Source organism: Saccharopolyspora hattusasensis (genome assembly GCF_050972075.1).
In the GTDB taxonomy this organism is placed as follows: Bacteria; Actinomycetota; Actinomycetes; order Mycobacteriales; family Pseudonocardiaceae; genus Saccharopolyspora; species Saccharopolyspora hattusasensis.
The window spans coordinates 1,245,577-1,269,126 of record NZ_JBPCDC010000001.1; the positions used below are offsets into that span (position 1 = coordinate 1,245,577).

A 23,550-nucleotide genomic window follows, 5' to 3' on the forward strand; every position below is an offset into this window, starting at 1 on the left:
GCAGGCACATCACAGAATGCGCGGCTACTTCCGACCGCCGTGCCCGGCAGCCTTTTCGGCGTCGTCAACCATGCTCTCCAAGAACTGACTTAGTGCTCTCAAGCCATCTCCTTTTTCCCCCAAGACTGTTATGAGGAGGTTGACGATCTTCTGAATCTTGTAGAGCTCCTGCATTTTTTGCGTCACCGGGCGCACGATTCCGTCCGTCGTCCCTGCGGCGTTCTGAGCCAGCACCCCGCTAGCCACGAGGGGACGGAGTACGCCCCCCACGCGCTTTGCGAGATCGTCAACCGTACCTGTGCTGAGCTTAATCGCGCTTATGTCAGCCCAAAAGACTTCGTTTTCACTTGCCATCTGGCTCCGCCTCCTTGTTCTTCTCGCTCTGCTTGGTGTCTTCGGGGAAAATTGGTGTTTGCGCTATGCGGACAGCCTCCTCGAACATTCGGTCAAGGTCGAATTCGGTATTGAGTACCTCGCCGAACTGGGAACCGGATGCTGTCGGCGCCAGCTGGGTGAACACGTCCATGGACTTCTTCGCGGCCTCGTCCTGCGCCGCCTGGACCGCCTCGACGATCCGGCCGGCCAGCTCGGCCGGCGCCAGGTTGCGGTAGCGCGTACCCGACAGCTTGAGTTCTGTGAGCCGCAGCTTGTGATCTACGACGGCCGAGATCATGCGGTCCTTGGTCCGGAAGGACGTGGTCTCCTGCTCGGCCTCCTGCTGAGCTTCGCGAATGCGCTTCTGTTGACTGCGAAGCTCCTCAAGCGCCGCCTCCAGCTCATCGAACATGGGCGAGGACATGACATCTCTCCTTTCCTGGCACGGAGTTTGGTTACCTCCGCACTACGCGTGTCGGGTTGCGGTCTCTGCGTCCTGCTCGTCTTCGGCGGGCTGCTGCGCCGGCTGACGCGGCCCGCGAATCGGCCCGGCGGCCACGATCGACTCGTCGAACTCGTAGTCTTCCTCGTCCGGCCGGCCGATCACGCTAAACCCGGCGGCCTCGTTGGCGCCCCAGACTTCCTCGTCCTCGGACAACCACGTCTGGCGCTCGCGTTCCTTCTGATCGTTACCCGCGCCGCCCGCGCCGCCCGCGCCGCCCATCATCGGGGGCATCATCGGTGGCATCATGCCGGAACCCGGCATGCCGTTAGGGCCGTTCATCCCCGGCCATCCACCGGACAGCGCCGCTGCAGGCGGGGCAGGCGGGCCAGCGGTGCCACCACCCAGACCCGAACCGAACGAGGTCGGCGAAGCAGCATTCACGCCGACAGGCGCCGGAGCGCCAGGGCTGAAACCAGCCCCGGATCCAGCCCCAGATCCAGCCCCGAAACCAGCCCCGGAACCCGGCAACGGCTTCCCGTTGGAATCGAAGCCAGGCAACGGCTTCCCATTCGAATCAAAGCCCGGCAACGGCTGCCCATTTTTGTCGAAGCCAGGCAACGGCTGCCCATTGGAATCGAAGCCAGGCAACGGCTGCCCATTCGAATCGAAACCAGGCAACGGCTGCCCATTGGAATCGAAGCCAGGCAACGGCTGCCCATTCGAATCAAAGCCCGGCAACGGCTGCCCATTTTTGTCGAAGCCAGGCAACGGCTTCCCATTGGAATCGAAGCCAGGCAACGGCTTCCCATTCGAATCAAAGCCCGGCAACGGCTGCCCATTTTTGTCGAAGCCAGGCAACGGCTGCCCATTGGAATCGAAGCCAGGCAACGGCTGCCCATTCGAATCGAAGCCAGGCAACGGCTTCCCATTCGAATCGAAGCCAGGCAACGGCTGCCCGTTGGAATCAAAGCCCGGCAACGGCTTGCCGTTGGAATCGAAACCAGGCAACGGCTGCCCGTTTTTGCCGAAGCCCGGCAACGGCTTCCCATTCGAATCAAAGCCCAGTCGATTCCGGTTCAAGTCAAAGTCGATCGGCTTAGATGTTACAGGCCTTCGCGGATCGTTGAAGCCAGGCAACGGCTTCCCGTTGGAATCGAAGCCCGGCAACGGCTTGCCGTTGGAATCGAAACCAGGCAACGGCTGCCCGTTTTTGCCGAAGCCCGGCAACGGTTTCCCGTTTTTGTCGAACCCGCCGGACCCACCACCGTTGGCACCCGGCTGTTTGGACTTGGTGAACGCGCTGGTTGGGCCAAGCGGAACTGGCGGCGGCGCACCCCCATCCGCCAACGGCTTGCCGTTTTTGCCGAAGCCCGGCAACGGCTTCCCATTTTCGTCGAAGCCCGGCAACGGCTGCCCGTTTTTGTCGAAGCCCGGCAACGGCTGCCCGTTTTTGTCGAAGCCCGGCAACGGCTTCCCGTTTTTGTCGAACCCGCCGGACCCACCACCGTTGGCACCCGGCTGTTTGGACTTGGTGAACACGCCGGTTGGGCCAAGCGGAACTGGCGGCGGCGCACCCCCATCCGGCTTGGGAATATTCGAACTAGCGTTGGGATCCGGCACCGGCGTAGCCTCCACCTTCGGCGGCGGCGGAATCTTCACCTCCGGCGGCGGCGGAATCTTCACCTCCGGCGGCGGCGGAATCTTCACCTCCGGCGGCGGCGGAATCTTCACCTCCGGCGGCGGCGGAATCTTCACCTTCGGCGGCGGCCCCATGGAACCACCAGCACCACCGCCGGAAGAGTTGCTGGGCGTCGGCTCGACCAGTGCGGTCATGGCAGTGGTAGCGGTAACCAAAGCTGGGTACAGGTTCGCCATGGCATCTCGCGCGGCAATGTCCAGCTCGTCGAGCGCCGACGAGATCACCTTGTTGATCTCGTCGTTCATCTTGTTCCAGGGGGCGGCGGTGGCGAGATTCCCGAGCTGGTAATAATCCAGGCATTCGCGGATGTACTCTTCCGCTGCGTCCCGGCCATCGTCCTTGTATATATTGTCCAGTCGGTAAGTATCCCCCGGGACCCCCTCGTCTACGAGGACTATGCCCCAATGCCGAATATGGAAGGTCACATCCTCCGCCCAGTAATACGCCCCTTTCTGGGGCAACCCGACGATTTTATTCCGGATCTGAAACCAGGTGCCAGTGATCGCAGCTATCGCCGCATCCAGCTGCCACCCCACGTCGCCCAACACCTCGGACACCCTGACTCCGTAGTTGTCGGTGACCTGCTTATGCACGTCTTCGAGCGCATCGGCATAGGTGTCCATGCGGCGCTGAATCACCGCCGCCGCCCGCCCCTGGAATTTCGAGTCGTCCCGGTCCAGGTTCTTGGCCCAGGCGCGGAAGTGCTGAGCGGAGGACCGCAGCCAGGCCTCGTACTCCTTGACCTTTTGCTGAGCCTCATAAACGGATAGAACATCCAGCGAGCCGCGCCGTGATGTGCACAGATCGTTGGCGATCGTATCCATCTTTAGACACAGTTCATCCCACGCCTTGAATGCTTCACTGTTGTAACTGGCCGCATAATAGAGCTTATCCCAGGCGTGATAGCTGATCTGCGTCTGGGACGGGTTATCCTTGTCCCACGCCCCACCCGAAAGATTATCGTCGAATTTGAGCCAGCTCTTATCCCCACCTCGAAAGTCGACTTTGTCGCCGGTGAGCGCGAGGAGTACCTCTCCGATGCCCCACTCCGAGAAGTGGGTGTTGTCGGGGACCTTCAGCTCGGACGCCTCGGATGACTCGGGTGTTTTTTCCTCAGCCATGAGCTCTCCTCAATCACGGCGACTATCCGTTCGACTGACTGGTTGGGACTACTGCTGGTTCACCGGAAAAGCCGCGCCGGTTCCAGCTCATCGAACATGGGCGAGGACATGGGCACCTCTCCTTTCCTGGCACGGATTTTGGTTACCTCCGCACTACGCGTTTCGGGTTGCGGTCTCCGCGTCCTGCTCGTCTTCAGCGGGCTGCTGCGCCGGCTGACGCGGCCCGCGAATCGGCCCGGCGGCCACGATCGACTCGTCGAACTCATAGTCTTCCTCGTCCGGCCGGCCGATCACGCTAAACCCGGCGGCCTCGTTGGCGCCCCAGACCTCCTCGTCCTCGGACAACCACGTCTGCCGCTCGCGTTCCTTCTGATCGTTACCCGCGCCGCCCGCGCCGCCCATGCCGCCCATCATCGGGGGCATCATCGGTGGCATCATGCCGGAACCCGGGATGCCGTTATTGCCGTTCGTCCCCGGCCATCCACCGGACAGCACCGCTGCAGGCGGGGCAGGCGGGCCAGCGGTGCCACCGCCCAGACCCGAACCGACCGAGGTCGGCGAAGCAGCATTCACGACAGGCGCCGGAGCGCCAAGGCTGGAACCAGCCCCGAAACCAGCCCCGGAACCCGACGACCCGGAACCCGACCCGGAACCTGGCAGCGGCTTGCCGTCCGAATCGAACCCAGGCAACGGATTTCCGTTCGAATCAAAGCCCGGCAACGGATGCCCAGTCGAATCGAAACCAGGCAACGGATGCCCAGTCGAATCAAAGCCCGGCAACGGATGCCCAGTCGGATCAAAACCAGGCAACGGCATGCCGTTGTCGTCAAAGCCCGGCAACGGCTTCCCAGTCGAATCAAAACCAGGCAACGGCATGCCGTTGTCGTCAAAGCCCGGCAACGGCTTCCCAGTCGAATCAAAACCAGGCAACGGCATGCCGTTGTCGTCAAAGCCCGGCAACGGCTTCCCAGTCGAATCAAAACCAGGCAACGGCATGCCGTTGTCGTCAAAGCCCGGCAACGGCTTCCCAGTCGAATCAAAACCAGGCAACGGCATGCCGTTGTCGTCAAAGCCCGGCAACGGCTTCCCAGTCGAATCAAAACCAGGCAACGGCATGCCGTTGTCGTCAAAGCCCGGCAACGGCTTCCCATTTTCGTCGAAACCGCCGGACCCACCACCGTTGGCACCCGGCTGTTTTGACTTGGTGAACACCCCGGTTGGGCCGGGCGGAACTGGCAGCGGCGCACCACCATCCGCCAACGGCTTCCCGTTGCCGTCGAAGCCCGGCAGCGGCTTCCCGTTGCCGTCAAAGCCCGGCAGCGGCTTCCCGTTGCCGTCAAAGCCCGGCAGCGGCTTCCCGTTGCCGTCAAAGCCCGGCAACGGCTTCCCATTTTCGTCGAAACCGCCGGACCCACCACCGTTGGCACCCGGCTGTTTTGACTTGGTGAACACCCCGGTTGGGCCGGGCGGAACTGGCGGCGGCGCACCCCCATCCGCCGACGACTTCCCGTTGGGATCCGGCAACGGCGCGAATTTCTCCTGCTCGGCGACCTTCGCGGCGCCGGTTCCGCCGGAGCCGCCGGCCCCACCACCGTTGGGATCCGGCAACGGCTTCCCGTCCCCGTCGAAGCCGCCGGACCCACCACCGTTGGGATCCGGCAACGGCTTCCCGTCTCCGTCGAAGCCGCCGGCCCCACCACCGTTGGGATCCGGCAACGGCTTCCCGTCCCCGTCGAAGCCGCCGGACCCACCACCGTTGGGATCCGGCAACGGCGGAGCCTCCGCCTTAGGCGGCGGCGGAATCTTCACCTCCGGCGGCGGTGGAATCTTCACCTCCGGCGGCGGCGGAATCTTCACCTTCGGCGGCGGTCCCATGGAACCACCACCACCGCCGGACGAGTTGCCGGGCGTCGGCTCGACCAGTGCGGTCAGGGCGGTCGTAGCGGTAACCATAGCTGGGTGCAGGTTCGCCATGGCTTCTCGCGCGGCAGTGTCCAGCTCGTCGAGCGCCGACGAGATCTTCTTGTTGACCTCGTCGTTCATCTTGTTCCAGGCGTCCGCGGTCATGACATTCCCGTAGTCGGTACTAGCCAGCCAGCTGCGAATGACCTTCTCCGCTTCATCCCGGTCTTTAATTTCGTCCAATTTATACTGGGGATGAGCCGACTTGGGCGCCACTAAGCCATTATCGATAATATACTTGGTCACATTCGACACACTGGAATACGCCGATTTCTGGGGAATCCCAACGAGTTTACTCCGGGAGACCTGCCACCAGGTGTTAGTGATCGCAGCTATGACCGCAGACAGCTCGTACCTCAGGTCGCCCAACGCCGAGGAAACCCTGATTCCGTAGTTGTCGGTGACCTGCTTATGCACGTCTTCTTGCGCATCGGCATAGGTGTCCATGCGGCGCTGAATCACCGACGCCGCCTGCCCCTGGAATTTCGAGCCGTCCTGGTCCAGGTTCTTGGCCCAGGCGCGAAAATCCGAGGCCGAATATTTCAAAAATTGCTCGTACAGCTTGACTCGTTCTTCAGCATCGAAAACAGATTGCACATCCAGCGAGCCGCGCTGTCCCGTGGCCAAGTCGTTGGCGATGGCATCCATCTTGAGGCACAGGTCATCCCACGCCTTGAATGCTTCGTCATTGTAACTAGCCGCATAATAGAGCTTGTCCCAGGCGTGATACTGGATCAGCGCCGAATTCGGTTTACCTTTGTCCCAGGCCCCGCCCGAAGCATCTGTGTCGAACTTGATCCAGGTCTGGTTCGCGGCCGATCGAAAGTCGACTTGGTCGCCGGTGAGCGCGAGGAGTACCTCTCCGATGCCCCATTCCGAGAAGTGGGTGTTGTCGGGGACCTTCAGCTCGGATGATTTTTCTTCAGCCATGAGCTCTCCTCAATCACCGGCGACAAGCCGTTCGACTGACTGGTTGGGGCAACTGCTTCGTCAGGAAAAGCCGCGCCGGCTTAACCAAATTGAATCCTCCAGCGGCCAGGTGCGTTTGGAGGCTTCAATATGCACTCAGAGCAATACTGACGGATCACGATGCGGGCGAAGCTACCGGCTACTTGCCGCCATCCTTGCCGCCATCCTTGCCGCCATCCTTGCCCCCATCGCTGCCGCCATCCTTGCCGCCATCTTTGCCGCCGTCGCTGCCGCCATCGGCCCCGTACGACGACGAGCCGCTCGGTTCTCCGACGTCCGGGTACTTGTTCAAGAACTTTTCGGAACTGTATTTCGCGAGGTCGTCGGTTTTTTCGAAGATGTCCTTGGCCTCATTGAGGGCATCGATGAAATCCTGCCAGCTCTTACTGGACTTCCGGTTGATACCGTCAACCGAGGTGCCGAAGCTGTTGGCGTTTGTGGTGAAATCCTTCACCGCGGCCCAGCTCGAGTTACCGATTTTGAGCCTGTTGCCCAACGTGGCGTCAAGCCGAATATCCGCGCCAGGCTTAAGAAACATCTTGACCAGCCCGTGATCGACCTCATCGATTGCCCTGATCAATCGTTCGTACTGACTCCGGTCGAACGCCGTAATCGGTTTACCTGGAACATTGGAACCCGACATGGCTTTCCTCCTTTGCTACGCGGGTGATGTGTGGCGGCTCGGCCCGAGGCGCGTTGCGCGGCAACCCCGGGCCGAGCCTTCGCATTCACTGCCGAATGCGTCCGTCAGAAGATGGACGCGCTGCGGCGGTCTCCGTCATGGAAGGTGTTAGCAACCTCGTACGAAGCCGTCACTACGCGTCCCAGCTTCTGCTGCATTTCCGCGTAGTTCCCGCGCCACTGCACCTGCTGTTCGTGCCACAGCGGCGCCGCCTGGCCCTGGACCGCATCGTTCGTCCGCGCGAGGAAGCTCTCGAGGTCGTCGATGATTTTACCCATTTGTTTTACGGCCACCGCGAGTTGGTTATTCGTGTCGCCGTAGTTGGTGTGGTTGACTAGAAAGTCAGACAAGACATTCCCCTTTCATGGGAGTGGACTTAGAACTGTTTTCAGTAGCTCGCTTGGCTTTCGGACTCATCAGCAGCACGCAGCAACAGCTGCCGCAGGCCCTTTACCTTTTCGTTCAGGGTGCTCAGGTTGCCCTCGATCTGCCCGAATTCCGACGCCCAATCGTTGAACCGAGCCTCGAGGATCTTCCCGGAACGCGACTGGTTCGACCTATACACCGCACCAGACGTCTCAACCACGGTGTATCGCAGTGTCCGAATCTTGGAAAGGGCATCGTCGGTGGCCTGGATGATACCGGCCAACTGAGGGTCCTGGAGCCCGAACGAGCCGCCGGGAGTGTATTGCACCCTTCCGGGGAGTTCACTCATTTTTTTTCTCCTTGTTGACTGAAATGAAACCGCGATATTTCGGCATTGCCCGACACCGGGCCGTCGTTGTCACGATGTAGCGGCGTCACCCCCCACCCTTGCCGGACAACACTGGACCAGTGGGAAGCAGGTCCAGCAAACTCGCGGGCACCCCCACCGCCCCCGCTCCCGAGTAGCCCAGCGCAGCGGCCGAACCCTCGTTCGCCACCGGGAATTTCGCCCCGGGCTCCGCGACCAGGTACAGGCCGGCACCGGTCACCCCGGGAGCCGGAAGGGTTCGCACCAACATTCCGCTACCCGGCTGCATCGCGATCCGGTCCGCGGTCAGCTTGTTGCGGACGAAGCCAGGGCCGTCGACGACTTCGGCGTTCCACACGCTGGGCCGTGACACCAGGCGCTGGGAGATGTCGCCGCCGATGGTGACGGCCTGAACGCACGGGCTCCGACCGTCCATCAAAGTCGGCGGAGAAGGCGGCCATGCCGCCATCGCCTCGGGTGCGGGCAACACCGTGGCAGACGCCAGGGCCGCCGAACTGAGCTTCCGCGCCGCCACCTGCGTGCCGCCATATGCGGCCGCGGTGGCCGGGTTGCCGAGCGCCAGCGCGGCTCCAGTCTTGGTCACCGGAAGCAGCCCGTGCCGGGCCAGGATGAAGTACCGTTCCGACATCCCGACGCCGTTGACCACGAAAACCTGGCCGATCATGGTCTGCTGACCGTCCAGCACGGGGCCGGGCTCGCCTTGGCCCGACACCGACGGCGCCCCGAGATCGGCAGCGGCGGGTAGCGCGTTCACCCAGGCGTCGCGAACTCGGATGGCCGAATTGTCGTTGTACCCGAGCGCCCGGCTTACCCACGGCGCTGTCAGCTTCATCCGCCGGTCCCGCCACGCCAGGTATTCCGTCCCGTCAGCGGAGCTCACCAGGACGGCCCGATCGTCCGGCACGGGCAGCGCATCGGGTGCCGAACCGACGCCCAGCGAGAGCACCGGACGCGGCGAGCCCGTGGCATCCACCGCCGATTCGGCACAGACCAGCCAGGTGCCGTCGACCGGTCCGCCGGGGTCCGGCAACGAATCCGGCGCTCCGATGACGCCGACCGGTGTCCCGCGCGGCACGTCGGCCAGCGAGGACTTCGGAGTGCTGGCCACCTGCATGTTCGGTCCGAGCAGCAGTCGGGCGGAGGCGAGGTTCAGCACCGGACGCAGCACGCCGTCGGCCAGCACATACCGGGTGCCGGTTTCCTTTTCCACGATCAGCGTGCCCGGCTGCGTCCACTTCGTCGCGCCACCCGGCGATAACATCGAAGCCACGGCGAACCCGGCCACGATCAGCACGGCCAGCATGAAGCCGATCACCATGCCGAGCGGGGTGCGCCGCAGCGGCGGGGTGGCCATGTCCGGCTCCGCGCGCACCAGCGCGGCAACCAGCCGCGCGGTCATGAACGAGTGCGCTTGGACCTGGTCACTACGCGAATGCATGGCACACCTCCTTCGACTGATCTGCGCTGTTCTGTTTCAGAGCCTGTTGGTGAATGGTCTGAGTGGGTGGTCGCTTAGCGGAGCCTGGGAGCTTCCCCGGACCGCGGGTGCGCCTCCTCGTGTATGTCCAATACGCGGCGGAGGGGCCGTCGTCGCCAGGAAACCTCTCGGAACCCGCCGATGGTCGTCTTGGCAAGGTGGCTGCAAGCGGCTGCGCCGCTTCCAAAAGCGTGGACGGCATTCGCCGACAGGTTCTCAGGACCATCCGGCACGCACCCGGGCGTAGAGATCCATCGCGGCCAGCGCGAGGGGAATGATCGAGATGGCCAGAATGGTCTGGCCCCAGTCGGCAGCACGGCCCCAGTGCGGCAGCAGCTTGCGGCCCGGCAGCTTGCGGGCACCCGCGTACAGCAGGCCGGCCACCACGATCAGTGCCCCAACCAGGGAAAGTCGCAGCGCCAGCGGGCCGAAGGCACACAGGGCAGTCAGCACCATCCCGGCACCGACGAGTCCGGGGATCAGCACGGCCAGCCGTTGCCGGGCGCTGAGCAACTCGCGGCAGTGCAGCATGAGCAGCGTCGATGCCACCGATGCCAGTGTCATCGGCGCCCAGCCGGGGCTCCACGCGAGTACCGTCAGACAGCAGGCTCCCACGATGCCGAGTCCGACGTAGAGGGCGGTGACGAACTCGTCGGCGCGGGCCGTGTTGGCCAGTAGTTCCCGGCTCGGTTCGGGGTCGACGTCCTGCTGGAACTCCTCGGCCGTGTCGGGCAGCGGCGCTATGCGCAGGCCAGCCATGCGGGCGCCGAGCACCGGAACACGCATGCCGAGCGTCAATGTCAGGGCGAGCACGATCGCCGCAGAGCCCTTCGCGCCGATCACATCCCACATGGACAGCCCGCCGGCGATCGCCGTGAGTATCCCGGCCACCCCGGCGGAGATGAAGCCGGAGTCCGAACCGCCGCCTACCGCGATCCTTCCGAGCACCGCGACGACAGCCACGCAGCACCCGGCCGAGAGAATTGAGGGAGCGGTCAGCACGCCCGGGGCCTCGAACAGAGACCGCCGCAGTACGGGCAACGCCAGTCCCGCCACGAGAGCGAAGCCGATCGCGCTGGCCGACAGCAACACACTTCCGCCCTTGTCGCCAGCCGCACGGGAGGCGGCAGCGGCACCGACCAACAGGAGCACTGCCACACCGGCGGCCACGACGGCGACGCCGACGCCGACGCCGACGGTCGGCACCAGCAGCAGCCCGAAAGCCAGCACCACACCGACCAATCCGAGGAACAGCCGCCGGGTCAGCTCCGGTCGCCAGGCGTCCCTGCGGTCGGAGATTCCGGTGGCCACCCCGTCGGCCAGGTCGTCGAAGTCCGCCGGCGGCAACTGGTCGTTGCGGGGCCGAAGGTAGAGCATGTCGCCGTCGTAGAGACCGAGCGCGGCAGTGCCGAGGTCCTCGTCCAACGGCGCCTCGCCCAGCTTCTGCAGCACCCAGCCCCCGTGCTGCAGGCCGACGTTGCCCAACTCCTGGCCGAGATGACCCAGGAAAGTCGGCAGCAGGTCGGCCACCGGCACGTGCGCCGGCACCGCCAGCTCGATGCGCGACTTGGGGCCGTAGATCGTCAGCCGGCACACCTCACCGGCGCCGACCGTGGGCTGGGTTGTTCCCGTCATGCCCACAACACGCAGCCGTCTCAGCGGGAAGTTCACCCCAACGGCCCGATCCCATCGAAGTTGGGTAATAACGGGCAGATCCGCAGAGACGTCCGCATCCGCGTCTCAACCAAAGCAGACGAATCCGGGCCGGGTTGCCCCCGTGCGGCCCACTCCAGCAGCAGCGTCAAGAAGGGACAGAATGTGGTGAGCGTGACGTTGTTCCGCCGGCGCCCACGGCAGAAGCCGCCGGAGATGCCCAGCGGGGAACTTTCCTGCGGGAACCGCCCGTACTGTCCAAACCCCTCGTGAGTGACTAATCCGGTAAGAACCGGCATCATCACTCACGACCCCACCCACACCCACCCACACCCGTGTTCGTGAGTGAGCACGCACAGACGGCCGCATTCCCGTGGGAGATCGCCGCAATTTATCCAACGCGCGGCTAACCTTCGATCGATATCACCTGGCGGCCAAGCCGTCCGAGGCCGACCAGGACCCCAGCTATGCCGCTGAGTACCCGCACGGCTGGTGCGCCGGCGCCAAATGCTCCCGCCTGCAACCCATCACGGGCTTCGTCGACCTCGTCCGGCGGCACTGGAACGGCATCATCGCCTGGCCCGCCTCCAGCGCCCCAACGGACTGCCCGAAGGCACCAACTCGCTCATCCAGGCCGCCAAGGCCGCGCCAAGGCCCGCGCCCGTGGATACAGCAACAAGAACAAGGTGATCACCATCGCCTACCGCATCGCCGGCAAACTCCCTCTACCACAGTCACCGACCCAGCAGTTGCATGAACTGGTAACCACACCATCACGCAAAGCTACTCACACAAAACAGCGACGAGCCATGACGAGCCATGAGAAAATGGTAACGGATGGCCTTCTTCTGGAGTTTGGTTATTCGCAATCTCCACGATCCCAGAAGGAGGCCATCCTCCATTTCCCGGCCGAGCACTCCAACCCGGCCGGCTACCCTACAAGCCGGGTTGAGCACTCCGCGCGATCATGCCTCAACCCTGAACCTTCCCCTTTCATAGGAGTGGATTTAGAACTGTTTTCAGTGGCTCGCTTGGCTTTCGGATTCATCAGCAGCACGCAGCATGACCTGCCGCAGGGCCTTTACCTTCTCGTTCAGATTGGTCAGATTGGCCTCGATCTGCCCGAATTCCGACGCCCAATCGTTGAACCGCGCCTCGAAGATCTTCCCGGAACGCGACTGGTTCGCCCTATACACGGCACCAGACGTCTCATTCACGGTGTATCTCAGCGTCCGAATCTGGGCCAGGGCATCGTCGGTGGCCTGGATGATACCGGCCAACTGAGCGTCCTGGAGCCCGTACGCCGTGGAAGCATCGACGTGAGGATTCTTGGACGTAACGAATGTGGGCATTATGATCTCTACGGGAGTCAGGGGCGTTATGGGCGTTTCGCCTGGCTCTCGAACGGGAGCAAAATTGTCTTGTATTCTCATTCCCGCTGAATATTCACTCATTTTTTCTCCCTGTTGACTGAAATGAAACCGCGATATTTCGGCGTTGCCCGACCCCGCAGTCGCATGAACTGGTAACCACACCATCACGCAAAGCTACCCACACTGATTTCAGTGGCCCGCTTGGCTTTCGGATTCATCAGCAGCACGCAGCATAATCTGCCGCATGGCCTTTACCGTCTCGTTCAGATTGGTCAGATTGCCCTCGATCTGCCCGAATTCCGAAGCCCAATCGTTGAACCGCGCCTCGAGGATCTTCCCGGAACGCGACTGGTTCGCCCTATACACCGCACCAGACGTCTCAACCACGGTGTATCGCAGCGTCCGAATCTGGGCCAGGGCATCGTCGGTGGCCTGGATGATACCGGCCAACTGAGCGTCCTGGAGACCGTACGCCGTGGGAGCATCGACTTGAGGACTCTTGTACGTAACGAATGAGGGTACGCGCTCTGTAAAGGGCGTGATTGGCGTTTCGCCTGGCTCCTGAATGGGAGCTAAATTCTTTTGTATTACCATTCCTGCTTTTAGTTCACTCATTTTTTCTCCCTGTTGACTGAAATGAAACCGCGATATTTCGGCGTTGCCCGACACCGGGCACCGACACTGGGCCGTCGTTGTCTCGATGTAGCGGCGTCACCTCCTACCCTTGCCGGACAGCTGGACCAGTGGGAAGCAGGTCCAGCAAACTCGCTGCATCGCGATCCGGTCCCCGGTCAGCTTGCTGCGGACTGCGGACGAAGCCAGGACCACCGACGACTGCAGCACCCACACCCCATGCTGCGAGCCGGCGCTGCCCAACTCCTGGCCGAGACGCCAGGAAGGTCGGCAGCAGGCCGGCCACCGGCACGTGCGCCGGCACCGCCAGCTCGATGCGCGACTTGGAGCCTTAGGTCGTCAGCGGGCACATCTCACCGGCGCCGACCGTGGGCTGCGTTGTTCCCGTCATGCCCACAACACGCAGCCGTCTCAGCGGGAAGTTCCCCCCAACGGCCCGATGCGATCGAAGTTGGGTAACAACGGGCAGATCCGCAGAGACGTCCGCATCCGTGTCTCAACCAACAGCAGACGAATCCGAACCGGGTTGCCCCGCACGGCGGCCCACTCCAGCAGCAGCTTCAAGAAGGGACAGAGCGCGGTGAGCGTGACGTTGTTCCGCCGGCCCCCACGGCAGAAGCCGCCGGAGATGCCCAGCGGAGAACTTTCCCTGCAGGAACCTCCCGTACTGTCCGAATCGGTCAGCGGGGGCTTCGGCGGCATGCTCATGTACCTGCCGATGGCGCTCGGTTCCGGCGCGATGATGCTGATGTTCATGGGCAACAGGGGCGGCATAGCGCTGATCGGCGTCGCACTGATGTCGGTCGGGATGCTGGCCATGGGATTCGGGCAGATGGCACGGGGCGCGGGCGAACGCAAGCGCCGCATGCGCGGCGAACGCCGCGACTACCTGCGCTATCTCGGACAGATCCGCAAACAGGTGCGCGACGCCGCCGCAGAGCAGCGCACTGCGCTGGTGTGGCGGCACCCGGATCCTGACGCCCTTTGGTCGATGGCGATGAGCGCGCGGCTGTGGGAGCGGCGCATCTCGCACCCCGACTTCGCCGAGATCCGGATCGGCTTGATCCCGCAGAAACTGGCCATGACCATCACGCCGCCGCAGAGCAAGCCGGTGGAGGACCTCGAGCCACTGTCGGCACGGGCGTTGCGCCGCTTCATCCGCGCGTACAACACCATCAACGATCTGCCGACCGCGATCTTCCTGCGCGGCTTCGCCCAAATTCAAATGCGCGGGGACGCCGAAGCCGGCCGGCAGCTGATGCGGGCGATGCTGTCGCAACTGGTCACCTTCCACTCCCCCGATGATCTGAAGGTCGCGGTATGCACCAGCGAAACCCGAGCGGCGGAATGGGATTGGGTGAAGTGGCTGCCGCACTCACAGCACGGCACGGAACAGGACGGCGCGGGCAACGTGCGGCTCATCGCAGACTCGGCCGCCGGCCTGGATGCGCTGCTCGCCGACGAGTTGGGCGAACGTGGCCGGTTCGAGGCGGGAACCTCGCCGTCCCGGGACGAGCCCTATGTGGTGGTGGTCGTCGACGGTGTGGAGTTGCCCACCGAGTCCAGGTTAATGGGCACCGGATTCCGCAATGCCATCCTGCTCAACCTGGTCGACAGCTGGCCGAGCCCCGCCAACCGGACCGTGCTGCGGTTGGATGTCGCCCCGGACTCGCTGGAGATGGTCCGCAACGACCGCTCCGGTGACGAAGTCCGCACCAAGCTGGCCACCCCCGACGCCCTCAGCAAACGCAAGGCCGCGTCCCTTGCGCGCAACATCTCGCCGTTCCGGCTGGGCGCGACCACCGACATCGTCGAGCCGATGGTCACCGACTTCGACCTCGGCGCGCTGCTGGGCGTCGGCGAGATGGACCAGTTGGACCCGGCGAAGGTCTGGCCCCGGACCAGTGCTCCGGACCGGCTGCGGGTGCCGATCGGCATCGCCGAGAACGGCACCCACATCGAGCTGGACATCAAGGAGTCCGCCCAAGGCGGGATGGGGCCGCACGGTCTGCTGATCGGTGCGACCGGCTCGGGTAAGAGCGAACTGCTGCGCACGCTCGTTCTCGCCATGGCCATCAAGCACTCGTCGGAGTTCCTGAACTTCGTCCTGGTGGACTTCAAGGGTGGCGCGACGTTCCTCGGCCTCGACAAGCTGCCGCACACCTCCGCGGTGATCACCAACCTGGCCGACGAGGCCGATCTGGTCACGCGTATGCAGGACGCGCTGCAGGGCGAGATGGTGCGGCGGCAGGAACTGCTGCGCAGCGCGGGCAATTACAGTTCCCTGCTGGACTACGAGAAAGCCCGGGCCGGCGGTGCGCCGCTGGATCCGATGCCCAGTCTGTTCGTGGTGGTCGACGAGTTCAGCGAGCTGCTCGCTTCGCACCCGGACTTCTCCGAGCTGTTCGTCATGATCGGCCGGCTGGGCCGCTCACTCGGTGTGCATCTGCTGCTGGCCAGTCAGCGCATCGACGACAGCCGCATGCACAAGCTGGAAAGCCACCTGTCGTACCGGATCGGCCTGCGCACGTTCTCCGCGATGGAGAGCCGTTCGGTGATCGGTGTCCCGGACGCCTACCAGCTGCCCAGCGCGCCGGGCAACGGCTACCTGCGTTCCGACGTCGCCACGCTGATCCGGTTCAAGGCCGCCTACGTATCCGCGCCGTTCAAGCGGCGCACCGTCGAACAGCGTCAGGAGGAAGTGCGGCGACAGGTCGTGCCGTTCGGGGCAGCGCGGCTGCCCGACCGGGAAGCGGAGCCGGTGCAGCCGGAGCCGGTCGAGACGCAGGCCGACGACGCCGACGAGCCGACCGAGACGCTGCTGCAGGTGGCGGTCAGTCGGCTGCGCGGTCAAGGACCGCCGGCGCACCAGGTTTGGTTGCCGCCGCTGGCCGACCCGCCAACGCTGGACCAGTTGCTCCCGCCGCTGGCGCCCGACCCGGCGCTCGGGTTGAGCTCGGCCGGCTGGCCAGGTCGCGGTCGGCTGACGGTGCCCGTTGGCGTGGTCGACAAACCCTTCGAGCAGGCCCGGGACCTCTACCTGGCAGACCTGTCAGGAGTCGGCGGACACGTCGGCATCGCCGGTGGACCCCAGTCGGGCAAGAGCACGCTGCTACGCGCGCTGATCGCCGGACTCGCATTGACCCACAGCCCGGCGGAGGTGCAGTTCTACTGCCTCGACTTCGGCGGCGGCACCCTGCAAACGCTCAGCGAGCTGCCGCACGTCGGCGGCGTGGCCGGCCGGATGGACACCGAGCGGGTCAGCCGCACGGTCGCCGAGGTGCAGGGTGTGCTGACCATGCGGGAGAAGCTGTTCGCCAAGCACGCCGTGGAGAACATGGCCGCCTACCGCGCAATGCGCCGCGAGGGCCGGGTCACCGAGGACCCGTTCGGCGACGTGTTCCTGGTTGTCGACGGCTGGACAACGATACGAGCCGACTTCGACCAGCACGACGAAACCATCCGGCAGATCGCCGCGCGCGGTCTGACCTACGGAATCCACGTGGCGTTGACGTCCGCCCGGTGGTCGGATATCCACAGCCAACTGCGCGACCAGCTCGGTACCCGGCTGGAGCTGAGGCTGGGCGACGCCATCGACTCGGTGATCGACATGCGCGCCGCACAGGGGGTGCCCAAGCAGCCCGGACGCGGCCTCACCCCCGACAAGCTGCACTTCCTGGCCGCAGTGCCGCGCATCGACGGTTGGCAGCGCACCGACGATCTGTCCGACGCGGCACGCTCCCTCGCCGAGACGGTCGACGACAGCTGGAACGGGCCGCCGGCACCCCCGGTCCGAATGCTGCCCGCAGTGCTGCCGGCCACCGAACTTCCTGCGCCGCAAGGGAAGTTGCGGGTGCCGCTGGGCCTGGGCGAATCGGACCTGCAGCCGGTCTGGCACGACTTCACCAAGCAACCGCACCTGACGGTGCTCGGCGACACCGCCAGCGGCAAAACCGCCGTACTACGGCTGATCGCCGACGCAATGACGAAGAACTACGCCCCCGGTGAGGCGGAAGCGATCCTCATCGACTCCCGCCGGGCGCTGCTCGACGCCCTTCCGGACACCTACCGCCGCGGCTTCGCGTTCTCGTCCGCTGCGGCAGCCGAACTCATCGGCCCGACCACCGCCGAACTGCGCGAACGGCTGCCTGGACCGGACGTCACACCGCAGCAGCTGCAGCGCCGGGACTGGTGGTCGGGGCCGGAGGTGTTCATCTTCGTCGACGACTACGACCTGCTGGTCACCCCGATGGGCGGACCGCTGGACACGCTGCTCGAACTGCTGCCGCAGGCCGCCGACATCGGTCTGCATGTCATTCTGACGCGCAGCGCGGCCGGTTCCGGCCGTGTCTCGATGGATTCGGTGGTACGCCGCCTGCAGGAGTCCAACACACCGGACCTCGTGCTGTCCTGTCCCCCGACGGAAATGCCGCTCCTCAACGGAATGCGCCCCCGCAACCTCGCCCCCGGCCGCGCCCATCTCGTCACGCGGCGCAACGCGACACTGCTCCAAACCGCCTGGCTGGAACCGGCCGAAGAAACCGTCGGGAGCCCCCAGTGAGCGATGAGTGGCGCGGCGTCAGGTGCGCGGATTCGGGCCTCACCTCGAGCGCGGGTGGTGGCGATTTCGCGCGAAATCGCCGATCCCCACGCCTGTGTGGTGGCGATTTCGCGCGAAATCGCCAGTCCCCACGCCTGCGTAGCGGCGATTTCGCGCGAAATCGCCAGTCCCCACCCCTGCGTGGTGGCGATTTCGCGCGAAATCGCCGCCAGTCCCCACCCCAATCCGCGCGGGCTCTAAGGCGGCACAGGCTGGTGGCGACCGTGCTGCTGGTCCTTGTCGGGCTTGTCGCCGTGCCGTCTCCGGTTTCCGCGCAGTCCGGCCAGTGCGCCGCGCCCGCTAACGACATCGTGCGCGAGGTGCCATGGCCGCAACGCCGGCTCGCGCCGCAACTGGCGTGGGAGCTCGACACGGGCGGCGCGACGCTGGTGGGAGTCGTGGACACCGGCGTGAGCGCGGCGGCGCCGACACTCGCGGGCCGGGTGCGGCCGGGCACGGACCTGCTGTCTCCCGGTCCGGCGAACGACGACTGCGCGGGCCGTGGGACGTTCATGGCGGGCCTGATCGCGGCCAAACCGACCGCCGGGGTGGGATTCGCCGGTATCGCGCCGGATGCCCAAATCCTGCCGATCCGGGTGGCCGAGAACACCAACGAGGTCGACCCCGTCAAGCTGGCCAGCGGAATCCGGCTCGCGGTGGATGGCGGCGCCAAGGTGATCGCGGTGTCGCTGGCCACGCCCGTCCCCGCCGCCGAGTTGCGCGCGGCCGTGAATTACGCGGCGGCACGTGACGTGCTCGTCATCGCGGCGGCCGATGTCGACATGCAGAACGGCCAAACCCCCTACCCGGCCGCATTTCCCTCGGTGCTTGCGGTTTCCGGGATCGACGAGACAGGGGCGCCGATTCGGAAGTCGGACACCCCGCCTCCCGTGACACCCGCGTTGGTGGCACCCGGGAACAACGTGCTGGGCGTTGCCCCGAGCGGTTCCGGTCACTTCGTCGCCTCCGGCGGCGGGGTCGGCGTCGCCTTCGTGGCGGGCGTCGCGGCGCTGGTGCGCAGCTACCGCCCAACGCTCACCGCCGACGAGGTTCGGCACCGCCTGCTGACCACGGCCGACCACCCGGGCTCCACGCTCCCGGACCGCGCGCTGGGGTTCGGCGTTGTCGACCCTTACGCCGCGCTGGCGACCTTGCTTCCGGAGGAATCCGGCGACAAGCCGCTGTCCGAGCCGGTTCCGCCGCTGCAGCTGCCGCCGGTTCCGGTCATCGACCACCGACCGGAGCAGATTGCGCTGGCGCTCGCATTCCTGATGATCGGCGCACTCGTGGCCGGCGGTTTGGCGGCCGTGGTCATCCGACGTGGCCGCAACCGCGGTTGGCGCTCCGCGTGGACCGCCGAAACGCCGCAGGACCAAGACACCAATTCGACGGAGCAAAAGCAGGAGGCCGTTGCGACAACCGACGAACAAGACGCGCGGATCGGGGAATCCGACCTGACACCACATGCGGTCGCACCTGCGCCGGGGCCCGCACCGCAGGAACGCCCCAGTTACGCAACCGGCGGCAACCCGCGCGACGCATAGAACACCTGGGCTCCGATGTTCGGTGCTGCTGCAGGTCCGAACCAGAAGGCGTGACTAGCAGCAACCCGTGAACGCGAAAGACCACCGGGGACGGCCCAGGGTGAAACGGTCATCGACCTTGCCCTTTGAGGCAGAGTTCGGGTCCAGGGCGCCTATCGAGCTTGACCACGCTGTGCGGCACGGCTGAATCTTTGCGGTGCAAAACCATGTGGAGCATGGCACGGCAAGTGTCGAGCAAGGAGCGGGTCGTGGAGTCTTTCGCTTACGGCACTGTCCTGGTCGACCGCGACGACGAAGTGCGGCACCTCAAGGACGCGGTCCGCCAGGTCGTACAGGGGCGCGGCGCAGCGGTCTGGATCGACGGTGAGGCGGGCATCGGCAAGTCGGCGTTGCTCGCTGCCGGGCTGGCCGGTGCCGAAGAACTCGGCTGCCAGGTGTTGCGGGCAACCGCCGACGAGTTCGCCCAGCGTTGCGAGCTGCGCGTCGTGCTCGACTGCCTTGGTATCACCCCGAATTCGCCTGACCCGGACCAGCGAGCCATCAGTGACATGCTCTCCGGTGCCGGTGCCGACCCGCCAGCGGCCGCGACCGAGCGGTTGTTGGTACTCATCGAGGACATGTGCACCACCACACCGGTGATCATGGTGATCGACGACATGCAGTGGGCCGACCCGGCCAGTCTCGTCGTCTGGCACCGCCTGGGCCGGATGATCAGGCGCCTTCCGTTGTTGCTGATCGCCGCCTGCGGCCCTGTCCCGCACCGGCCCGACCTGGCGCTACTTCGTCGCGACCAGACCGTCATGCGGAACACCGTCATCGCGCTGGGCCCTCTCTGCGAAGCGGCGACGGCCGAACTCGCCGGGCAACTGCTCGACGCCGACGCGGTCGGCTCTGCGCTCCGCCAGATCTTGCAGGGTGCAGCAGGAAACCCCTGTTATGTTCACGCAATCGTCAATTCACTGCAACGTGATGGCCACCTCACCCGATTGGCGGATAACGCCGTCGAGCTGACCTCCGAATTAGCGAGGATGCCCGAGTCGTTAACGACGGCCATTTCGGCTCAGCTGCGCCACGTCAGCGGCAGCGCATGGGAAGTGTTGCGGATGGCGGCGCTTCTCGGCCCGGCGTTCTCGGCCACCGAACTGAGCGCGATGTCCGGCCGCTCGGTGACCGACTTGGTTGGCGTCCTCGAAGAAGGCATCGCCTCCGGCGTCCTGGTCGAATTCGGTGCCCACCTGAAATTCCGGCACACCGTGGTCCGGCAGGCGCTGTATGAAAACATCCCGAAACCGATCCGAGTCGCACTGCACAACCAGGCGGCCCGCGCACTTGCCCCAACCGGGGCCAGGATCGAGTTCGTTGCCGAGCACCTGCTCGCTGCCTTACCCGGCGACGCCGCCATCGGCATCGACGAGTGGGGCGTCGACTGGCTCCTGCACAATGCCCACAAGCTGGTCCACCGCGCCTCGGAACCGGCGGTCGACCTGCTCACCCTCGGTTCAAACGCACTGGAGCCCGACGACCCGCGACGCCAACCGCTGCGGATCAGGTTGACTGAGGCGCTGCTGCTGCTCGGCCGCACGGAGGAAGCCGGGAATCTGGCCGAAGGAATCCTGGCCGAAGGAATCCCGACCGAAGGAACCCTGGCCGGCAGCCGAGACCCCGAGATCACTGCCGAGACGAGCTGGTTCCTCGCGTGGTCGCTGAACATGGGGGGCAGGGTTGACAAAGCCCGGATCGTGGCCGAAAACGCCATCGGCGCCGGAAAAGCCGACAGGACGACCAATTTGGCTAGTCGCTGGACCGCACGACTGCATGGACTGCGCGCCAGAATCACGCTTTCCCTCGGCCAGGTCGAGACCGCGGAAACGGCGGCCCGACGGGCGCTGGACATCGGACGGCAGGCCGGCGATCCGTTCGCGATCGGCCTAGCACTGCACGTGACCGGCTTGATTTCCGCCCAACGGCGGGATCTTGCCAGGGCGGCAGCCGACTTCGATCGCGCACTGTCCGAGTTGGGCAACAGCCCCGAGTCCACCGATCAGCGGCTGCTGATCCTGGTCGACCTGCGCGGCGTGCTCTTCGAACTCGGCAAGGTCGACAAGGCCGAGGAGACCGTGCAGGAAATGCAGGCCATTGCGCAACGTTCCGGGACGTCGCCCAAGCGCGGCGTGGCGAGACCGTGCGCTGCCGAGCATCTCCATGCCACCGGCAGGTGGGACGAAGCGGTGGCCGAACTGAAAGCGGCGATGGAGTGCTACGACCGGATGTCTGCCCCGCAACAATCGCGACTGCGTTGCCTGGCAGCGGTCATCGCAGGTCACCGCGACCAACGCGACACGATGGAAGAACATCTTGCCGCAGTCCCCGAAAGCCCAGACCGATACACGGAGTTAGCGCTGCTGGCACAAGCGACGTTGTGCGAAAGGGACGGTCGTCAGGACGATGCCGCGGCAGCTCTGGACGCTGCGCTGGCCCGCGATGAGCACCCGGGCACCCGGCACGCGTGGCTCCCGCTGCTGGTCCGGCTGGCGCTGGCCCTCGATGATCGCGACACCGCGCTACGGGCCACGGAAGCCTGCGAAGCCGATACCGTCCGCGGGTCAGCGCCGGCCATCGCGGCGGCGGCCAGACATTGCCGAGGGATGCTGGAGGGCGATCCGGCGTTGATCGACGCCGTCGTTGAGGCATACCGGCGGTTGGACCAACCTCCGAAATGCGCTCAGGCACTAGAAGATTCCGCCGTTCTGCACGCCAGAAACGGCGATCTCGGCGTCGCCCGCGCCGCGTACCTTGAAGCGACTCGCATCTACACCGACCTGGGCGCCAACTGGGACCTGCAGCGCGCCGACGCCCGGCTGCGCCCGCACGGTATGCGTCGACTGCGCGTACGTCGCCGGAATGCGACCACCGGATGGGAAGCCCTGACGCCAACCGAACTCAGGGTCGCCAGACTCGTCGCGGCAGGCCACGCCAACGCGGACATCGCGGCGACTCTCTTCGCCTCCAGACGCACCATCGAGGTGCACGTTTCGCGCATCCTGGCAAAACTCGGAGCGCGCTCCAGGGTCGAGATCGCCATCGAAGCCACCCGGCAGCCGGGCATCGACCAACACACTCCACGGCCAATTCGCCAAAAAGACCGCCTATGCGGCTGAATCAATCGCACGCGGCACCCAGAGGAGGCTTGTAGTTGGGGGCCGTGACCAACTCGCTTAGGCACAGGTGCCCTCATCACAATGACCATCACGTTCGCGTCACAGATTCGCCCCGCAAAAGGTCCACTAGTTGCCCTTCTCTACCTCATTTGGCGGTGTACGTGAGCTCACTGATTCCCCGGCTCAGTACAAGAGGAAACCTAGTAGTACAAGCAAGTGATCGAGCACAACCGCGGTACGCCACGCCGCCGTCGACTGGTCGCGCGGACAGCTCGGATCGCACCAGGGTGGTCATCATGTTGAATTCCATTGCCGCGCGCGGGGAGGATAAGGCTCGCTCCAGCGAGCCGTACAGGCCCGCTCCCGACCCGCAATCCGTGGTCAACCAGCTTTACCGGGACTATTTCGTGGCTCTGCAGGTCTACGTCAGCCGGATGATGTCCGATCCGCACCAGGCCGAGGACATCGTCCAGGAGACGATGCTGCGCGCCTGGCGGCACGCTGACGCGCTCAGCCGTCCCGAACTCGGTTCGGCCTGGGGCTGGCTGACAAAGGTGGCGCGCAACATCGCCATCGACAAGATCCGTGCCCGCCGGGCACGCCCCGACGAGGTCGAGGAGTCCGCGGGCACCGGAGTCGGCATCCTGGGAGACTACTCGGATGACGTGATCACATCGATGTCGGTGGCCAAAGCGCTGCAAGAACTCATCCCGGAACACCGCAGCGTGCTCTTCCAGGTGTACTTCGCCGACCGGACCGCGGCCAGCGCCGCCGACGTCCTAGGAATTCCCGTAGGCACGGTCAAATCCCGCCTGCATCACGCACTCCGCAAGCTGAAGGCATCGATGGAGCCCACCGAACAAGCGGCATGATCCAAGTCTGTCGGACCTCGTCACAGCGAAGTGCGAGTCACGACGACGCTCGCAAAGGCGCACCCGCGGCCAACCCGTGAAGGTGCACCAGCAGCCAACCCCGGTGAAGGCGCACCAGCGGCCAACCCGTGAAGGTGCACCTCCGACCACGTTCACCACCCGATGGGGTGAGTTCTTCCGCAATTTCAATGGAAATCAGACCTTCGATTTCTGGCGAGGATCACCAGGTTGAA

Annotated in this window: 16 protein-coding genes; 5 read left to right on the plus strand and 11 right to left on the minus strand. The window is 65.0% G+C overall.

The features are described from left to right. Nucleotides 1–24: 24 nt before the first annotated feature. From ACRXBZ_RS05430 to ACRXBZ_RS05480, 11 genes are all read right to left on the minus strand, one after another. Entirely contained in the window at nt 25–354 is a 330-nt protein-coding gene (locus tag ACRXBZ_RS05430) for a hypothetical protein (protein WP_433878080.1), read from the minus strand. Beyond that, nucleotides 344–799 (minus strand): YbaB/EbfC family nucleoid-associated protein, encoded by a 456-nt coding sequence (locus ACRXBZ_RS05435; protein ID WP_433878081.1) that lies wholly within the window; start codon nt 797–799, stop codon nt 344–346. Before ACRXBZ_RS05435 ends, ACRXBZ_RS05430 begins: the two co-directional genes overlap by 11 nt. A 42-nt stretch (nt 800–841) precedes the next feature. Then, entirely contained in the window at nt 842–3,640 is a 2,799-nt protein-coding gene (locus ACRXBZ_RS05440; RefSeq protein ID WP_433878082.1) for a hypothetical protein, read from the minus strand. 153 nt (nt 3,641–3,793) lie between these two features. Continuing rightward, complete coding sequence (locus tag ACRXBZ_RS05445; protein WP_433878083.1) at nt 3,794–6,532, minus strand: hypothetical protein; 2,739 nt, start codon at nt 6,530–6,532, stop codon at nt 3,794–3,796. Between the two features lie 178 nt (nt 6,533–6,710). After that, nucleotides 6,711–7,214, minus strand: a complete 504-nt coding sequence (locus tag ACRXBZ_RS05450) for a hypothetical protein (RefSeq protein WP_433878084.1) — start codon at nt 7,212–7,214, stop codon at nt 6,711–6,713. A 104-nt stretch (nt 7,215–7,318) separates the two neighbouring features. Next, the gene (locus tag ACRXBZ_RS05455) at nt 7,319–7,603 is read right to left on the minus strand and encodes a WXG100 family type VII secretion target (protein ID WP_433878085.1); all 285 of its coding nucleotides are present in this window, start codon (nt 7,601–7,603) and stop codon (nt 7,319–7,321) included. Between the two features lie 38 nt (nt 7,604–7,641). Continuing rightward, on the minus strand, nt 7,642–7,968 hold the full coding sequence (locus ACRXBZ_RS05460) for a hypothetical protein (RefSeq protein ID WP_433878086.1): 327 nt from the start codon (nt 7,966–7,968) through the stop codon (nt 7,642–7,644). An 85-nt stretch (nt 7,969–8,053) separates the two neighbouring features. Further along, nucleotides 8,054–9,445, minus strand: a complete 1,392-nt coding sequence (eccB, locus tag ACRXBZ_RS05465; RefSeq protein WP_433878087.1) for a type VII secretion protein EccB — start codon at nt 9,443–9,445, stop codon at nt 8,054–8,056. 255 nt (nt 9,446–9,700) lie between these two features. Further along, entirely contained in the window at nt 9,701–11,119 is a 1,419-nt protein-coding gene (eccD, locus tag ACRXBZ_RS05470) for a type VII secretion integral membrane protein EccD (protein ID WP_433878088.1), read from the minus strand. Between the two features lie 1,037 nt (nt 11,120–12,156). After that, nucleotides 12,157–12,417: a hypothetical protein gene (locus ACRXBZ_RS05475; RefSeq protein WP_433878089.1), complete on the minus strand. Its 261-nt coding sequence runs from the start codon at nt 12,415–12,417 to the stop codon at nt 12,157–12,159. 282 nt (nt 12,418–12,699) lie between these two features. Continuing rightward, nucleotides 12,700–13,179, minus strand: a complete 480-nt coding sequence (locus tag ACRXBZ_RS05480; protein ID WP_433878090.1) for a hypothetical protein — start codon at nt 13,177–13,179, stop codon at nt 12,700–12,702. 544 nt (nt 13,180–13,723) lie between these two features. On the opposite strand from ACRXBZ_RS05480, the gene eccCa reads away from it, so the two are divergent. The 5 genes from eccCa (at nt 13,724) to ACRXBZ_RS05505 (ending at nt 23,317) form a co-directional block, all read left to right on the plus strand. Then, a complete protein-coding gene (eccCa, locus tag ACRXBZ_RS05485) occupies nt 13,724–17,704 on the plus strand; it encodes a type VII secretion protein EccCa (RefSeq protein WP_433878091.1) in 3,981 nt (1,326 codons plus the stop codon). 57 nt (nt 17,705–17,761) lie between these two features. Further along, nucleotides 17,762–17,944, plus strand: a complete 183-nt coding sequence (locus ACRXBZ_RS05490) for a hypothetical protein (protein ID WP_433878092.1) — start codon at nt 17,762–17,764, stop codon at nt 17,942–17,944. A 14-nt stretch (nt 17,945–17,958) separates the two neighbouring features. Continuing rightward, on the plus strand, nt 17,959–19,287 hold the full coding sequence (gene mycP, locus ACRXBZ_RS05495; protein WP_433878093.1) for a type VII secretion-associated serine protease mycosin: 1,329 nt from the start codon (nt 17,959–17,961) through the stop codon (nt 19,285–19,287). A 248-nt stretch (nt 19,288–19,535) separates the two neighbouring features. Continuing rightward, nucleotides 19,536–22,445, plus strand: coding sequence for an ATP-binding protein (locus tag ACRXBZ_RS05500; protein WP_433878094.1), 2,910 nt, complete (start codon nt 19,536–19,538; stop codon nt 22,443–22,445). Nucleotides 22,446–22,741: 296 nt separating this feature from the next. Next, nucleotides 22,742–23,317 carry a sigma-70 family RNA polymerase sigma factor gene (locus ACRXBZ_RS05505; RefSeq protein WP_433878095.1) on the plus strand — a complete coding sequence of 192 codons (576 nt, stop codon included), beginning with the start codon at nt 22,742–22,744 and terminating at the stop codon, nt 23,315–23,317. Nucleotides 23,318–23,550: the final 233 nt, after the last annotated feature.

Coding starts and splice junctions, on each gene's coding strand:
- ACRXBZ_RS05430 (WP_433878080.1), bottom strand. CDS start 354: ATGGCAAGTGAAAACGAAGTCTTTTGGGCTGACATAAGCGCGATTAAG.
- ACRXBZ_RS05435 (WP_433878081.1), bottom strand. CDS start 799: ATGTCCTCGCCCATGTTCGATGAGCTGGAGGCGGCGCTTGAGGAGCTT.
- ACRXBZ_RS05440 (WP_433878082.1), bottom strand. CDS start 3,640: ATGGCTGAGGAAAAAACACCCGAGTCATCCGAGGCGTCCGAGCTGAAG.
- ACRXBZ_RS05445 (WP_433878083.1), bottom strand. CDS start 6,532: ATGGCTGAAGAAAAATCATCCGAGCTGAAGGTCCCCGACAACACCCAC.
- ACRXBZ_RS05450 (WP_433878084.1), bottom strand. CDS start 7,214: ATGTCGGGTTCCAATGTTCCAGGTAAACCGATTACGGCGTTCGACCGG.
- ACRXBZ_RS05460 (WP_433878086.1), bottom strand. CDS start 7,968: ATGAGTGAACTCCCCGGAAGGGTGCAATACACTCCCGGCGGCTCGTTC.
- eccB (WP_433878087.1), bottom strand. CDS start 9,445: ATGCATTCGCGTAGTGACCAGGTCCAAGCGCACTCGTTCATGACCGCG.
- eccD (WP_433878088.1), bottom strand. CDS start 11,119: ATGACGGGAACAACCCAGCCCACGGTCGGCGCCGGTGAGGTGTGCCGG.
- ACRXBZ_RS05505 (WP_433878095.1), top strand. CDS start 22,742: ATGTTGAATTCCATTGCCGCGCGCGGGGAGGATAAGGCTCGCTCCAGC.